Annotated in this window: 8 protein-coding genes, 1 tRNA gene and 1 pseudogene; 8 read left to right on the forward strand and 2 right to left on the reverse strand. The window is 46.4% G+C overall.

All coding sequences use genetic code 11. The features are described from left to right. Positions 1-13: 13 nt before the first annotated feature. A pseudogene (locus GO495_RS32790) lies at positions 14-721 on the forward strand (recombinase family protein); the annotation flags it as partial. A 736-nt stretch (positions 722-1,457) separates the two neighbouring features. On the opposite strand, the gene GO495_RS30305 reads toward GO495_RS32790, so the two are convergent. Further along, positions 1,458-1,546: transfer RNA gene (locus GO495_RS30305), tRNA-Ser, on the reverse strand. Positions 1,547-1,835: 289 nt separating this feature from the next. Between GO495_RS30305 and fabF the strand changes: the two genes are divergently transcribed. The 4 genes from fabF (at position 1,836) to GO495_RS30325 (ending at position 7,459) form a co-directional block, all read left to right on the forward strand. After that, positions 1,836-3,098, forward strand: a complete 1,263-nt coding sequence (fabF, locus tag GO495_RS30310) for a beta-ketoacyl-ACP synthase II (RefSeq protein WP_157303707.1) — start codon at positions 1,836-1,838, stop codon at positions 3,096-3,098. Positions 3,099-3,237: 139 nt separating this feature from the next. After that, positions 3,238-6,114, forward strand: coding sequence for an excinuclease ABC subunit UvrA (gene uvrA / locus GO495_RS30315; RefSeq protein WP_157303708.1), 2,877 nt, complete (start codon positions 3,238-3,240; stop codon positions 6,112-6,114). A gap of 102 nt (positions 6,115-6,216) precedes the next feature. After that, positions 6,217-6,684 carry a DUF6452 family protein gene (locus GO495_RS30320; protein ID WP_157303709.1) on the forward strand — a complete coding sequence of 156 codons (468 nt, stop codon included), beginning with the start codon at positions 6,217-6,219 and terminating at the stop codon, positions 6,682-6,684. Further along, entirely contained in the window at positions 6,650-7,459 is an 810-nt protein-coding gene (locus tag GO495_RS30325) for a DUF6048 family protein (RefSeq protein ID WP_157303710.1), read from the forward strand. Before GO495_RS30320 ends, GO495_RS30325 begins: the two co-directional genes overlap by 35 nt. 6 nt (positions 7,460-7,465) lie before the next feature. On the opposite strand, the gene GO495_RS30330 is transcribed toward GO495_RS30325, so the two are convergent. Then, the gene (locus GO495_RS30330) at positions 7,466-7,906 is read right to left on the reverse strand and encodes a GNAT family N-acetyltransferase (protein ID WP_157303711.1); all 441 of its coding nucleotides are present in this window, start codon (positions 7,904-7,906) and stop codon (positions 7,466-7,468) included. A 79-nt stretch (positions 7,907-7,985) separates the two neighbouring features. On the opposite strand from GO495_RS30330, the gene GO495_RS30335 reads away from it, so the two are divergent. The 3 genes from GO495_RS30335 to pbpC are packed head-to-tail and all read left to right on the forward strand — an operon-like array spanning position 7,986 to position 17,470. Continuing rightward, entirely contained in the window at positions 7,986-9,470 is a 1,485-nt protein-coding gene (locus GO495_RS30335) for an ATP-binding cassette domain-containing protein (protein ID WP_157303712.1), read from the forward strand. A gap of 58 nt (positions 9,471-9,528) precedes the next feature. Further along, positions 9,529-15,081: an alpha-2-macroglobulin family protein gene (locus GO495_RS30340; protein WP_157303713.1), complete on the forward strand. Its 5,553-nt coding sequence runs from the start codon at positions 9,529-9,531 to the stop codon at positions 15,079-15,081. A gap of 1 nt (position 15,082) precedes the next feature. Then, on the forward strand, positions 15,083-17,470 hold the full coding sequence (gene pbpC / locus GO495_RS30345) for a penicillin-binding protein 1C (RefSeq protein WP_157303714.1): 2,388 nt from the start codon (positions 15,083-15,085) through the stop codon (positions 17,468-17,470). Positions 17,471-17,480 lie beyond the last annotated feature (10 nt).

Below are 17,480 nucleotides of genomic sequence, written 5' to 3' on the forward strand. Positions count from 1 at the left end.
TAATAATCTCAGCCTGGAAACCCAGCGGAAAACGATAGACCAGTATAGTGAACGGAATAAAGTGCCGATAGTCGCCTACTTTGGCGGTTCTCATGAAAGTGCTAAGACAGATGGCCGTAAAGAGTTCCAGCGAATGCTGGACTACATTAAAAAGAACCGGGGGAAGGTCAGGTATATTTATGTCTATGCACTGGACAGGTTTTCCCGTACCGGAGGAGCTGCTATCAAACTAAAAGATGATCTGCGGGAAGAATACGGCGTATTGGTAGACGCAGTGACGCAACCAGCGGATACCAGCTCCCCAAGTGGTGTATTGCAACAGGATGTGCAGCTCATTTTCAGCCACCATGATAACCAGATGCGCAGGCTAAGAGCTATCACTGGCATGAAGGCTAAATTTGAGAAAGGCATCTGGATTACCAGACCGCCACAGGGATATGATATTGTAAGAGTAAACAATGAGCGCAGGCTGGTGGTGAACGAAACTGGTAAAAAGCTCCGTAAGGCTTTTATGTGGAAAGCAGGAGGAATGAAAAACGAGGAGATCCTGGAAAAATTAAAGACAATGGGCATCCCTATGTATAAACAACAACTTACCAAAATCTTTAAAAGACCATTTTATTGTGGATTGATCAATCATGGATTGTTAGAGGGAGAGATCGTGGAAGGAACACATGAAAAGCTGGTCAGCCGGGAGGTCTTCTTAAAGGTCAATGACATTAACGAGCAAAATACCGGTTACGGCGTACCTCATAAAAAAGAACAGGACGAAGTGCCGCTAAAGGTATTTATCAAATGTGATGCCTGCAACCAGCCTTTTACAGGCTATGTGGTGAAGGGAAAGAATCTATGGTACTACAAATGCCGGACAACCGGCTGTAAATGCAATAAAAGCGCTAAGACTATGCATAACCTGTTTGCTGACTTGTTAAGTCAATTTGAGGTAAGGGAAGAATTTGCAGAATCCCTGCAATTAGCAATGGTTGACTCCTACCATGAAATGACGAAGGAGAACGCAACACAGCATAAAATCCTAAAAGTCCAGCTGGCAGAAATAGAGAAAAAGATAGACAATATAAAAGAGAAGTACTATGGGCTCAATAAAATGAATGAGGACGACTTTGATAAATTCTCTGCAAAATACAATGAGGAGCTGGAAGCAATTAAGAAGGAACTTGAAAAAACGGAATGTAGCATTTCGAACCTGGAAGAAAAGATAGCTGCTGCCATTAATTTATCTACCAAACTAAGCACAGTATGGCATTCCAGCGACACGACCATGAAAGAGAAACTACAAAAGTTACTCTTCCCTGAAGGAATTGTCTATGATCGTAAAAATGACGCATTTCGAACCGGGAAAGTAAATGTTGTTTTCGCCCAGATGGCGCACCTGCAAAGGGAACTATCGGGCAAAGAAAAAGGGACAAATCATACTTGTGATGATTTGTCCCTCTTAGCGGAGAGAGAGGGATTCGAACCCTCGGTAAAGTTTTCACCCTACGACGGTTTAGCAAACCGTTCCTTTCGGCCACTCAGGCATCTCTCCCCGTCCCATTCGGGGTTGCAAAAATAGTAATTATTTAGAATTAACCAAAAGCAATTTCATGTATTTAAAAATCTTCCGAAACAATCTCCATCTATACAACATTATAAATAGCTGTAATGAAAGCCTTTAACTCCTCACAAAACATCTAAACCCGCTTTAACAGCAATAAAGACACGAAAAAACTATATCCCAGAAATTTATATAACACATAATTCTTATGAATATGCGTAATCATAAGAATAAGTGACTAAATTTGCGCTCTAACTTTCGATTTTAAAGTCAAAGCAATATGCGCACTGTTACATTAAAAAGGGTTGTGGTTACCGGGCTTGGGGCCTTAACGCCTATCGGAAATGATGTAAACACTTTCTGGAATAATCTGAAAACAGGCACCAGTGGTGCCGGCCCAATTACACGTTTCGATATCACTGAGTTTAAAACCAAGTTCGCATGCGAACTCAAGGGTTTTAATATAGAAGACTTCATGGAGAAGAAGGAAGCCCGTAAAATGGACATGTTCACCCAATATGCAATGGTGGCTGCTCAGGAGGCTGTAGAAAATGCAGGACTTCACCTGGATGGTGTAGATAAAACCATGGTGGGTGTTATCTGGGCTTCCGGTAACGGCGGTATGCAAACCTTCGAAGACCAGATCATCGAATTTGCAAATGCCAACTTCGTTCCTAAGTTCAATCCTTTCTTCATTCCCAAACTGATCTCCGATATCGCCGCAGGGCAAATATCCATGAAATATGGTTTCATGGGCGTAAATTATTGCACCGTATCTGCCTGCGCTTCTTCAAGCAGCGCACTGGTGGATGCTTTCAACTTCATCCGCCTGGGTAAAGCCAATGCCATCGTAGCCGGTGGTTCAGAAGCGCCTATCACCCGCGCAGGTATTGCCGGTTTCAATGCCCTCAAGGCACTGTCTACCCGCAATGAAGACCCTACTCATGCTTCCCGTCCTTTCGATATCACCCGCGATGGTTTCGTAATGGGCGAAGGTGCTGGTGCTATCATCCTGGAAGAATATGAACATGCTGTGAAAAGAGGTGCTACCATCTACGCAGAAATGGTAGGCGGCGCTATGACCGCAGATGCTTATCACCTTACCGCTACTCATCCGGAAGGCCTCGGCGCCCGCCTGGGTATGCAGAGAGCGCTGGAAGATGCTGAACTGAAGCCGGAAGATGTAGATTATATCAACGCACACGCTACCTCCACCCCTCTGGGCGACGTCAGTGAACTGAAAGGTATCACCGGCGTATTCGGCGACTACGTAACTAAACTAAACATCAGCGCCACCAAATCCATGACAGGCCATCTGTTAGGAGCTGCCGGCGCCATCGAGGCCATTACCTGTATCAAGTCAACACTGCACGATATCATCCCTCCTACCATCAACACCGGTGAACTGGGAGAAGGTATTCCTACTAACCTCAACCTTACCCTCGGTAAGGCGCAGGAACGTAACGTCAACGTAGCGATGAGCAATACTTTTGGCTTCGGCGGACACAACGCTATCGTAATATTCAAGAAATTCCAGGCATAACCCACTGGTTATATTATAGAAGCGGATCACAACTGTGATCCGCTTTTTTATTTCACTAAAAATTTTAGTACTCGCTAATTATGGCGTAGTTTAGTAGTCTAAATTAGTTCGTGGCCAACCACGCCTTTTTACTACTAATATGGCAAAGAAGAAAGAGAATGTAACTACGCCGGAACCCGTACTCATACCAGCAGATGATCATATAGAAGTGTTTGGTGCCCGGGTTCATAACCTGAAAAACCTGGATATTCAGTTACCTAAAAATAAATTGGTTGTCATCACCGGCATCAGCGGAAGCGGTAAATCATCGCTCGCTTTTGACACCATTTATGCAGAGGGACAAAGACGCTACATGGAAAGTTTTTCCGCTTATGCCCGCCAGTTTATCGGCGACATGGAAAGACCCGATGTTGATAAGATTACCGGCCTATCGCCCGTTATCTCCATCGAACAGAAAACGACCAACAAAAATCCCCGCTCTACTGTAGGTACCATCACGGAAATATATGACTTCCTCCGCCTCCTCTACGCCCGCGTAGGTCAGGCTTATTCATATAATACCAACAAACGCATGACCCGCTTCTCCGAAGAAGAGATCCTGGACCATGTGTTCAAAAATTTCCCTAAAAAGAAACTGGTCATCCTGGCTCCATTGATCCGTGGACGTAAAGGTCATTACCGCGAACTGTTCGAACAACTACGCAAACAAGGCTACCTGAAAGTAAGAGTGAACGGGGAGATACTCGACCTGAAAGAACGCATGCAGGTCGACCGCTACAAGATTCATGATATAGAATTGGTGGTAGACAGAGTACAGGTATTGGAGGATGCCCGTACAAGAATCAGTCAGAGTGTGCAGAAAGCCCTGCAGATGGGTAAAGGGCTGCTCTTTATCATGGATAACGACAGCAACAAAATCAATCAGTACAGTAAACAACTGATGTGTGAGGATACCGGTATCTCCTACGAGGAACCATCTCCCAACACATTCTCCTTTAACTCTCCATACGGCGCCTGCCCACGCTGTAAAGGGCTTGGTACTATCTACCAGATAGATATGGATGAGGTGATACCGGATTATTCCCGCTCTATCAATGAAGGCGGCCTGGCCCCTTTAGGGGAAGCCCGCGATACCTTTACCTTTAAACAGGTACAGCAGCTGGCAAAGAAATTCAAATTCTCCCTCACCGCTCCTCTCTCCGATATCCCGCAGAAATCTTTAAACCTGCTGCTGTTCGGCGATGAGAACGGGAAGCTGGAAATGGATATGGGCTTCGAAGAAGACGGGGAACCTACCTACTCCACAGAATATGAAGGGGTCATCAATACCGTGCGCCGCTTCTTCAATGATACTTCTTCGGAAGCTGTCCGCAACTGGGCGGAAGGTTTCATGAAACTCAATACCTGCCCGGAATGTAATGGCACCCGTCTTAAAAAAGAAAGCCTCTATTTTAAGGTAGATGAAAAGAACATCGCCGAACTGGGTGAGATGGACCTGGATAAACTCCTGGCCTGGTTCAATGACATCGAAAAACGACTGGATAAGAAACAGAACACCATCGCCAAAGATATCCTCAAAGAAATCCGCGAACGACTGGGATTCTTACTGGGCGTAGGTTTAAACTACCTCACACTCTACCGCGCTACCCGCTCTTTAAGCGGCGGGGAAAGTCAGCGTATCCGCCTGGCCACTCAGATAGGTTCCCAGCTAATGGGGATCACCTATATCCTGGATGAGCCAAGTATAGGACTCCATCAGCGCGATAATATGCAGCTGATACAGGCACTCCGTAACTTAAAAGAAATGGGCAATACCGTGATCGTAGTGGAACATGATAAAGATATCATGCTGCATGCAGATCATCTGATAGACGTTGGCCCGGGTGCGGGCGTTCACGGTGGACAGATCATTGCACAAGGCACTCCTGCCCAGATATTAAAGTTAAAAACACCTACCGCGGGATATCTGAACGGTTCTCTGGTAACACCGGTCCCTGAAGAAAGACGCAAGGGCAACGGTAAATTCCTGGAACTGAAAGGCGCTACCGGCAACAACCTGAAAAATGTAAGCGTGAAATTCCCCCTGGGAACCTTCATCTGCGTGACAGGCGTTTCTGGAAGTGGTAAATCTACCCTGATCAACGAAACGCTGTACCCGATCCTCAGCAAACATGCCTACGATTCCAAAATGGTCCCTATGCCTTACAAAAGCATCAAGGGCCTGGAAAATTTAGATAAAGTAATTGAGATTGATCAGTCGCCCATCGGGCGTACGCCCCGTAGCAACCCGGCTACCTACTGCGGATTCTTTACCGATATACGTACCCTCTTCTCCCAGGTACCGGAAGCCAAGATCCGCGGATATGCTGCCGGACGATTCTCCTTCAATGTGAAAAGCGGCCGCTGTGAAGTGTGTGAAGGTGGTGGCATGAGAGTAATAGAAATGAACTTCCTGCCGGATGTATACGTAAAGTGTGAAAAATGTAACGGCAGACGTTATAACAGGGAAACCCTGGAAATCCGCTATAAAGGCAAATCCATCTCCGACGTACTCGATATGACCGTAGATGAAGCCGTGGAATTCTTCCAGCCGGTAAACTTCATTTACCGTAAGGTAAAGACCTTACAGGATGTTGGACTGGGATACATTACCCTGGGACAATCAGCCGTTACCCTCTCCGGTGGTGAGGCACAACGTGTGAAACTGGCAACGGAACTGTCTAAAAAAGATACCGGCAAAACGATCTATATTTTAGACGAACCCACTACCGGCCTTCACTTCCAGGATATACAGCTGCTGCTAAATGTGCTGAATAAACTGGTAGACCGTGGCAATACCGTCCTGGTGATAGAACATAACCTGGATGTTATCAAGATGGCAGATTACATCGTTGACCTTGGCCCCGAAGGTGGCGGAGGTGGTGGTACCATCCTTTGCACCGGTACTCCCGAAGTAGTGAGCGAATGTAAAGACAGTCATACAGCCCGCTTCCTTAAAAAAGAACTTGAATCATAAAATCTTCTAAAGGCTCCGTAGATTTGCGGAGCCTTTTACATTATGATTACCTTTGCCCGGAAAACGGACCATCCGATGCCCGTAAATGATTAATATTCAAGCATGAGATATATTGTTCTAATACTATTACTAACAGCGTTTGCAGCCTGCGAAGATGAAACAAAGACCTGCGACCAGACCCTCCTCGCAGATCTGGGCATCAACTTTAAAAAGGATTCACTGAATGGCTATATCAATAAAGACACCATCTGGCCCAAAGTAACCCTGATGGCCCTGGGTAAAGATACCATCCTCAGTAGTGTTCCACGCTCCAGTGTATTCATATCATTATCACCACTATCAGATACTTCCCGTTTTTATCTGAAACTGGATTCTACCAAAACACCGGATACTCTTACATTCCGCTATACCAGGAAACCGAACTTTGTATCGGCCGGCTGCGGCTTCGCTACATTCTTCACCCTGGATACCGTCATTTCCACTTATCATACTATCGACTCCATACATATTAACAACAAGGAAGTAAACAGTTCGAATGATACGCACCTTTCTCTATTTTTTATCTATTAGCCTGCTGCTGGCCATCACCACACAGGCCCAGGTAAAAGACAGCATCCGGATTAAACCCCTTGCTGACAGCATTGCTCATAAAAGGGACACGACTGCCCATAAACTGGCAACAAAACCATTGCCGGCAAAATCAAAAGACAGTCTTCTCTATACGACCAGCGGTGGCCTGCGTATCGGACTGGATATCAGCCGGTTTGTACTGAAGGCCTTCCAGCCCTACAGGACAGACATTACCGTACAGGCAGATGCCCAGATAAACAAACGATTGTATGGCGCTATCGAATTAGGTTATAACAAAACTTCCCACAGCGATACCAACTACACCTATAAAGGCAACGGTCAATATGTAACGGTAGGAGTGGATTATGACTTCCTTAAAAAGAGGGATCCGGAGGAAAAAAATATGGTATACGGTGGTATCCGCTACGGCTTTGCTCATAACACCTACGAAGCGCCTGTCTATAAGTTGCATAGCGATTACTGGAGCAGCACAATTCCAGGGTCCTATCCCCAAACAAGCATGACGGCCCACTGGATAGAACTGGTGTTTGGATTAAGGGTAGAAGTACTGAAGAATTTCTTCCTGGGATGGGGAGTGAGAGAAAAGATCATGGTCAGCAACAGCGCCAGTGATGCATTCCAGCCAATAGTCATACCCGGCTTCGGCAGCGGCGGCAAAAGATCTCAGTTCGACGTAACATACTCTGTTTCATATTATATCCCGCTGTACAAAGTGAAAATTCACGTACCACGGGAAAAACCTAAAAAGGAATGATCCGGACTAATCCCGGATCATTTCAATATGTGGGATACCATCTTCCAGATACATCTCACTACTCTGCACAAAACCCAGCGAAGTATAAAATTTCTGCAAATACTGCTGGGCGCCAATCTTAATAGGGGCTTTCCCAAAACGCTCTTCCACAGTAGCTATAGAATATTCCATCAGCAACCTTCCTGCCCCACTGCCACGCACCTTCGGGGAAGTTACCACCCTGCCGATAGACGCATACACATACTTAATCCCCGGTCCGAATAACCGCGTATACGCTGCCAGTTCATCATCAATATATCCCATCACATGCACCGCCAGCTGGTCCGTATCGTCCATGTCCTGAAAAGCACATGCCTGCTCCACCACAAATACCTCGCTCCGCAAACGCAGTAAAGCATACAATTCTGTAGTGGTCAATTCTTCGAATGTCTTAACGATCCATTGCATAATTTATAGTATGAATACCCGCAATTAATAATAATTTAGCGACAATATTTCGGGATTTAGCAAAAATAGAGAGAAACTGATGATGAACCATGCCGCACCTTTCCTTTCACTGGAACATATAACCGTTCGTTACCTGGATAAAACATTATTCACCGGGTTAAACTGGGCCATCAATACAGGGGAACAATGGGCCATCACCGGCCCTGGAGGCTCCGGCAAATCCGCCTTATTAAACACCATCACCGGTAAATTCAATGTCATCAACGGCAGCATTCATTATCATTTCTCCGATACTTACCGTCAGCAACATACCATCACAGACCCTTATTTCAGCTATCGCAACCTGATAGCGCATATAGGACATCACCATGCTTTCAGGAACAAGTCTAATATAACCACCGATTTCTATTATCAGCAGCGTTTCAACAGCATGGATGCGGAAGACGCTCCTACTGTAAGGGAATACCTGGAAGGAGACGGAGATACCCCTTTATTACAGCCATTGCGCATAGCTCCCCTGCTGAATAAAGAACTGATTAAACTCTCCAACGGCGAAACCCGCCGTGTAATGATCGCGAAAGCACTCCTGCAAAACCCCGTATTACTGATGCTGGATAATCCTTACTCCGGACTCGATATACAGGCCAGGAAAGATTTTAGTGAGATGGTAAATAAGATCATAGACAATGGGACAACCGTCATACTGGTCACCTCTCCTACCGAAATCCCCGAAAATATTACCCATGTACTGACCCTCGACGAGGGACAAATAACAGGAAAGTACATACGGGAAGAATATCTTACGCTCCCCATTCCGGAAACGAAAATCCATACAAACATTGATGAAGAAAAGCTGAGGGCGCTCGTTAAACCCGTTATCCCGCAGTTCGATACCATCATCCGCATGAAACAGGTAAAAGTACAGTATGGCGAACATTTGATATTGGACGATGTTAACTGGATAGTGAAACCCAATGAAAAATGGGCTTTACTGGGGCATAACGGTGCGGGGAAATCTACCCTGCTCAGTCTTATTACCGGCGATAACCCACAGGCATATTCCAATGAGCTCTACCTTTTCGACCGTAAAAGGGGCAGCGGGGAAAGCATCTGGGATATCAAACGGAAAATAGGGTTCGTATCTCCCGAACTGCACCAGTACTTCAAAGCAGGCAGCAACTGCCTGCAGGTAGTCGTGTCCGGCTTTTATGATATCATTGGCAGTACCCGCGCCGGCTCTCCGGAACAACTGGAACATGCTGCCAGCTGGATGGATATCCTGGGCATAGCAGACCATATGAAGTTACCCTTTAAAGGAGTTCCGGAAAGTGTACAACGCCTTACTTTACTGGCTCGTGCATTAGTAAAAGAACCTCCCCTGCTTATCTTTGATGAACCCTGCCAGGGCCTGGACGTGCAACAGAAAGAACATTTTAAACAAGTCATTGATACACTGTGCAATATAATGGACCTTACCCTCATCTTTGTAACACATTACCAGGAGGAAATTCCTTCTGCTGTTACAAAAGTCCTTAAACTGGAAAAGGGCAGATCTATACATTAGCATTTTGTATTATTTGAATTACCTTTATTCTTTTCCTAACCAGCATTCAAGAAGCCTCATGCATCCCAAAAGAATTGTCATTTTCATCAGTTGTCTGTTAGTACTGTCATGCCTGACAGCATGCAGACACACCAGGAAAGTAATGAACCCGGCCATGGCCAAATACATCGAAGCCTATACGGCCGGTGTCATTTCCAAACAGAGTACCATCCGCGTACAACTTACAGGAAATGCAAATGTCACCCATACGCAAAACGAACCTGTCTCCGAAGACATCTTCGACTTCAGCCCCAGCATTAAAGGTAAAGCGTACTGGATCGACGCTACTACCATAGAGTTTCGTCCGGATGCCAACCTGATACCGGAAAAAACCTATACTGCTACCTTCAATCTGGGTAAAGTCATGAAAGTAGAAGACGATCTGAAAGAGCTCGACTTCGAATTCAAAGTAATGAAACCTGATTATTCCATCGAGGACAACGGCCTGAAATCAGCTAATAACACCTCGTCGAATAAGATGGTCCTCTCCGGTATAATAACTACCGCCGATGTGGAAGATCCCTTACAGGTGGAAAAAGTATTAACCGCTACCTTTGAAGGGAAAACAGTCCCCGTCACCTGGCAGCATAACGCTACAGACAGAACGTCTAAGTTCACAATAGATAACCTGGTACGTGGTGAAGCGGCCCGCTCATTAGAACTGAGCTGGGACGGTAAACCACTGAAAGTAGATCAGGCCGGCAAAAAAACAGTGGAAGTACCTGCCATCTCCGACTTCAAGGTGATGAACATTCTGGCTGTTTCCGATCCTGAACAATATCTCCTCGTACAGTTCTCCGATCCTATCAGCGTAGCGCAAAACCTGGATGGCCTCATAGGTATCAGCGGCGTAAGCGATCTCCGTTATACCATCGAAGGCAGTGAAGTGAAAGTATTTGCGCCTAAACGCCTGGAAGGTAGTTTTAGCGTAGTAGTGAATGAAGGGGTGATAAATATCTACGATAAACGCCTGGATAAAAACTTCTCCGGTAATGTGGATTTCGAAAACATCCAGCCTTCCGTTACCATCCCTGGTAAAGGGGTGATCTTACCATCCAGCAATAAACTGGTAATGCCTTTCGAAGCGGTCAACCTGAGTGCCGTAGACGTTACCATCATTAAAATATACGAAAACAATATCCCTCAATACCTGCAAAGCAATAACCTGGACGGTAGCCAGGAACTGCGCCGTGTAGGTAGACCGGTTGTTGAAAAAACCATCCGCCTGGATACTGATAAATCCCTGAACCTGCATAAACGCAACCGCTTCTTCCTGGATATGGACCAGATGCTGCGTACAGAACCAGGGGCTATCTACCGCGTTACTATCGGCTTCCGTAAATCTTATTCCTTACAGACATGTGTGGCCAAAGACGATAAAGCTGCTGTTACAGATAATGAAGAGGGAGAAGAAAGAGAATATTATGGTGATAAGATAGATGAGGATGATGGATTCTGGCAACGCTACGACAGCTACTATCCTTATGGTTATTCATGGAATGAACGTGAGGATGCCTGCTCCAATTCATACTATAATAAAGATAAATGGGCTTCCCGTAACGTGATCGCTTCCAATATCGGCCTTACCGCTAAACGTGGTAATGATAACAGTATGCTGGTAGCCGTAACGGATATACGTGATACCAAACCTTTAATGGGCGTGGAACTGGAACTGCTCGACTATCAGAACCAGGTGATCTTCAAAACCAAAAGCGATGGAGATGGCTTGGCGACCTTCGATCTGAAACGTAAACCTTATATCCTCATCGCTAAAAAAGATGACGAAAGAGGTTACCTCAAACTGGACGATGGCAACTCTTTACCATTAGGCCGCTTTGATGTAAAAGGTGAAGAAGTACAAAACGGTATCAAAGGATTCCTCTACGGTGAACGCGGCGTATGGCGCCCGGGAGATACCCTTTTCCTCACCTTCATCCTGGAAGATAAACAACAGAAACTGCCTCCTAACCACCCGGTTACTTTAGAACTTTACAACCCTAAAGGACAGTTATACAAACGCGTCAATGCATTACAGTCATTAAATGGTTTCTACAGCTTTACAACCACTACTTCTCCTGATGACCTGACAGGTAACTGGACTGCCAAAGTGAAAGTGGGCGGGGCCGTATTTACCAAAAACCTGCGCATTGAAACCGTAAAGCCCAACAGGCTGAAAGTAAAGCTGGATTTCGGTACCCGTACTACTTTATCTAAAACGGATGAATCTACCGGTACCCTCAGCGCTCAATGGTTATTCGGCGCTACGGCCCAAAACCTGAAAGCTAAAGTAGATGTGTCATTGACGGCTCAGACTACCAGCTTCAAAACATTTAAAGATTACAACTTCGATGATCCTATCACCCACTTCGAAGCTGAGAATAAAACCATCTTTGAAGGTAGCCTTGGTGACAATGGCGCGGCTCCTGTTAAAGTAAGCCTGCCATTAGGTAAGCTCGCTCCAGGGCAATTAAAAGCAAACTTCGAGATCAAAGTATTTGAACCAGGTGGCGATTTCAGTATCGACCACTTCTCCATGCCGTACAATCCTTTTGCTACCTATGCGGGTCTGCGTATGCCGCAGGGCGACCGCATGACAGGTATGTTACTGACCGATCAGCCACATCCTGTAAGCATCGTAAACGTGGATGAAAACGGTAACCTGTTAAAAGGGAATAGCGAAGTACAGGTAGAACTCTATAAGATCCGCTGGCGCTGGTGGTGGGACGAAAACGGTGATGATAATGAGTTCAGCAACTTCACACAGGACAGCTACAATCAGCTGCTGAAGAAAGAAACCATCTCCCTCAACAATGGTAAGGGCAGCTGGGACCTCCAGGTGAACTCTCCGGACTGGGGCAGATACCTGGTACGTGTGAAAGACCTGAAAAGTGGTCATACCAGCGGTCAGGCCGTATATATAGATTACCCCGGATGGGCAGAAAGAGTGCAGAAAGAAAATCCTGCTGAAGCTGCCATGCTGGTATTTACATCAGATAAAACGAAATACAACGTTGGAGAAGATGTAAACCTTACCATCCCAAGCAGTGAAGGCGGTCGTGGACTGATCAGCATTGAATCAGGAAGCAAAGTGATCAAAACCTTCTGGGTAAATACCAAAAAAGGACAAACCATCTTCTCCTTCAAAGTGGAGAAGAACATGGCGCCTAATATATACGTGAACGTGAGCCTGCTGCAACCGCATGCACAAACACTGAACGACTTGCCCATACGTATGTACGGTGTAATACCAATTACTGTAGATGACGCCAACACTACCCTGCAACCGGTCATTACCATGCAGGATAAACTGGAGCCTGAACAGAATGCAAGTATCACCGTATCTGAAGCAAAAGGTAAACCAATGACCTACACCATCGCCCTGGTGGATGAAGGTCTGCTGGACCTTACCCGTTTCAAAACACCTGATCCGCACAGCGCATTCTATGCACGTGAAGCTCTGGGTGTTAAAACCTGGGACCTCTTCGACTTTGTGATCGGTGCATACGGTGCAGATATGGAACGTATATTAAGTATAGGGGGTGATGAAGGATTAAACAGAAATGCCAGCACTGCTAAAGCGAACCGCTTTAAGCCTGTCGTACTGTTCATGGGGCCATTCTCCTCAAAAGGTGGTAAACAAACACACCAGTTCAAACTGCCTCCTTACATTGGCTCCGTAAAAGCAATGGTAGTAGCAGGTGAAGATGGTGCATACGGTTCTGCTGAAAAAACAGTGGCCGTTAAAAAACCACTGATGCTGCTCACTACACTGCCACGTGTATTAGGCCCTTCTGAAACTGTACAGTTACCGGTTACCGTATTCGGACTGGAAAACAATATCAAAACCGCTAAAGTTACCCTCAGCACGAATGCATTGCTGGAAGTAGTGGGAGAAAGTACTAAAACCGTCACCTTCTCTCAACCCGGCGAACAGATCGTATACTTTGATGTACGGGTGAAACCACAGGTAGGTATCGCGAAAGTGAAGGTAACAGCTACCAGCGGCGCTGCTAAAGCAGAAGAGCAGACCGAACTGGAAGTGCGTAACCCTAACCCGGTAATCACTACCGTACAGGAAGCTACTTTACAGGCTGGTCAAAGCTGGAGCGCAGGCTACAAACCTGCAGGTATGGCGGGTACCAACAAGGGTGTGCTGGAAGTGTCCAGCATCCCGTCCCTGAACCTGGGCAAACGCCTCAGCTACCTGATAGATTATCCGCATGGTTGTGTGGAACAAACCACTTCCAGCGTATTCCCTCAGTTAGCGCTGAACCAGCTGATGGACCTGAAAGAAAGTGAACTGGCGAACATAGACCGTAATATCAAAGCGGGTATCAACCGCTTAAAAGGCTTCCAGACTTCAGACGGTGGATTAAGCTACTGGCCTGGTGAAGGTCAGTCGGATGAATGGGGTACCAACTACGCTGGTAACTTCCTGCTGGAAGCACAGGCGAAAGGATATGTACTGCCTCCAGGTATGCTGGACCAGTGGAAGAAATACCAGCGCAATAAGGCGACTACCTGGGCGCCTTCTACCACTAATTTCTACGGTGGCGATCTTACACAGGCGTATCGTCTGTACCTGCTGGCGCTGGCTAAAGTGCCTGAACTGGGTGCAATGAACCGCCTGAAAGAATTCAAATATCTGTCCGAAGCGGCTAAATGGCGACTCGCATGTGCCTATAAATTATCTGGTCAACCGGAAGTAGCAAACAGCTTAGTGAAAGGATTAACCGGGGATATCAAACCTTACAAACAACTGGGCGGTACATTCGGATCAGACCTGCGTGATAAGGCGATGATACTGGAAACAATGACCCTGCTGGGACAACGCGATCGTGCAAACGAACTGGTGAAACAGATTGCGGCAAACCTGTCACAGGAAAGCTGGTACAGCACACAAACCACTGCCTATGCACTGATAGCGGTAGCCAAATACTGCGGTAACAACAAGAACGGTAAACTGAACTTCAGTTATACACTCAATGGTAAAAGCAGTACTGCTACCAGCGCATCTTATGTAATGCAGATACCTGTCAGCGCAGAAGGGACTGTCAGCATTCAGAACAAAGGACAGAACGTACTGTATACCCGTCTCATATTACAGGGCCGCCCGGATGCCGGTCAGGAACCAAACATTCCTAACAATCCGGAAGTACTGGATATGCAGGTAAAATACAGCACCCGCGAAGGCAAACCACTGGACCCTGCTACACTTCGTCAGGGATCAGATTTCATGGCAACAGTGACCATTCATAACCCGGGTAAACGTGGCTATTATGAACAGATGGCATTAACGCAGATCTTCCCAAGTGGCTGGGAAATTATCAATACCCGTATGATGGGTAACGACAGTTCCTTCCAGACTTCTCCGTTAACGTATATTGATGTACGTGATGACAGGGTATATACTTACTTTAACATCGAAGAAACTAAAACACGTACCTATAATGTATTGCTGAATGCAGCATACCTGGGTCGTTATTATCTGCCGGCAGTTAGTTGCGAAGCAATGTATGATAATACCATACAGGCTTTCCTTCCGGGTAAATGGGTTGAAGTTGTGAAATAATATGTGGCTAAGATTAAAGAAATGGATATTACGTAAAAAGTGGTGGCTGTCAGCTGCCACTTTTTTACTATTACTATATGCCTGCTGCCTGCCTTCCCGCCTCTTTACGGCCCCTACTTCCTTTGTGATAGAAGACAGCAACGGCGAACTGTTAAGCGCTACCATTGCTACGGACGGACAATGGCGTTTTCCGGTAGATAAACCAGTGCCTGATAAATTCGCAAAATGTATTGTTGCCTACGAAGACAAACGTTTTTATTATCACTGGGGGGTAGATATACTGGCATTAAGCAGGGCATTCCGGCAAAACTTCAAACAACAGAAAGTAATCAGCGGAGGTAGTACGCTAACGATGCAGGTCATTCGCCTGTCGCGTAATAAACCACGTACGATATGGCAAAAACTGATAGAAGCAGTGCTGGCAACCCGACTGGAATTCTCCTGTTCCAAAAAAAAGATACTATCCCTGTATGCAGGCAATGCGCCTTTCGGTGGTAACGTCGTAGGACTGGAAGCTGCTTCCTGGCGGTATTACGGTCGCGGTGCAACGCAGTTGTCCTGGGGAGAAACAGCGGCGCTGGCAGTATTACCTAACAGTCCGGCGCTGGTGCATCCCGGCCGTAACAGGCAGATGCTGCTCACTAAACGTAATCAGCTCCTCAACAGGTTATATCATACAAATGTGATCGACAGCATCACCTGCCAGTTATCCAAACTGGAACCTCTGCCCGATCAGCCCAAAGCATTACCACAGGATGCACCGCATTTATTAGACCGCTTCAGACGCGATCATAAAGAAGGCAGCACGCGTATCAAAACTACTTTAGACGCTGCTTTACAAAGGAACGTCACCGGCATTGTAGAACGTTATCATAATATTTACAAATCCAATGGCATCAACAATGCTGCCGCCATCGTACTGGATGTGGAAACCGGTAACACTCTCGCCTACGTAGGCAATATCTATCATCCGGAAAACCCGGAGATGGAAAGCCATGTAGATGTGATCCAGGCTCCCCGTAGTCCGGGCAGTACATTAAAACCCGTGTTGTATGCCGCTATGCTCAATGATGGTATGCTGTTGCCGCACACACTGGTACCGGACATCCCCACTCAGATAGCAGGTTACAGTCCTCAGAATTTCGACCTCGGATATGATGGTGCGGTACCTGCCAGCAAAGCACTGTCACGCTCTTTAAATATTCCCGCAGTACGTATGTTGCAGCAATACCGTTACGAACGGTTCCATGCACTGCTGAAGAAAATGGGCATCACAACCCTCATACAACCTGCGGATCACTACGGCCTGTCATTAATATTAGGAGGAGGAGAAACCACTCTCTGGGAAATGACAGGCATGTATGCCAGTATGGCCCGTACACTGTTACACATGGACCAGTACAATGGTAAATACGACCTGGACGATATTCATCCGCCAAATTACCAGGATGGATTAAAACGTGTCTCTAAATATACGCCTGGTCCTTATGGCGTGCTGGATGCAGGCGCTATCTGGTATACCTTCCAGGCAATGGAAGAAGTGATGCGCCCCGGTGAGGAACTACTCTGGCAGCAGTTCTCCTCTACCCAGCGTATAGCCTGGAAAACAGGTACCAGCTTTGGTTTCCGCGATGGTTGGGCGATAGGTGTAACCCCTCAGTATATAGTAGGCATATGGGTAGGTAATGCAGATGGAGAAGGCCGTCCGGGACTGGTAGGCGTATCTACGGCGGCACCGGTGATGTTTGACGTATTCCGTTTATTACATACAGAGGGCTGGTTCAATACGCCCTACAGCAAACTGCGTAAAGTAGAAGTATGCAGGCAAACTGGTTTCCGCGCCAGTGATATCTGTCCGGAGAAAGATTCATTATGGGTACCTGTAAACGGCTTGCGTAGCGGCCTCTGTCCATATCACCAACTGGTACATCTGGACCATACCGGGCAATGGCGGGTAACAGCTAACTGTGAACAACCTTCTCAGATGCAACATGTTCCCTGGTTTGTATTGCCGCCTGCGATGGAATTTTATTATCGCTCCAAACATAACTACCAGCCGCTTCCTCCTTACAAACAGGAATGCCTGGCTACATTGAACCAGGATAAAGCGCCGATGGAGATCATCTATCCACGCCAGGGTGCAAGGATTTATGTACCGGTAGAAATAGACGGATCAATGGGAGAGGCGATATTTACGGCTACACACCGGAATACCAATGCAAAGATCTACTGGCATCTGGATAATACATACATCGGTACTACCTCAGAATTTCACCAGATGGCTTTACGGCCTGCTGCAGGTAAGCACACACTCACATTAGTAGATGAAGAAGGAGAAGAGGTGCAGGTAACATTTGAGATCCTACAGAAAAAAGATTCCGATAAATGATTTTTGGATG

Origin of the sequence: Chitinophaga oryziterrae (assembly GCF_009758125.1) — a bacterium.
In the GTDB taxonomy this organism is placed as follows: Bacteria; Bacteroidota; Bacteroidia; order Chitinophagales; family Chitinophagaceae; genus Chitinophaga; species Chitinophaga oryziterrae.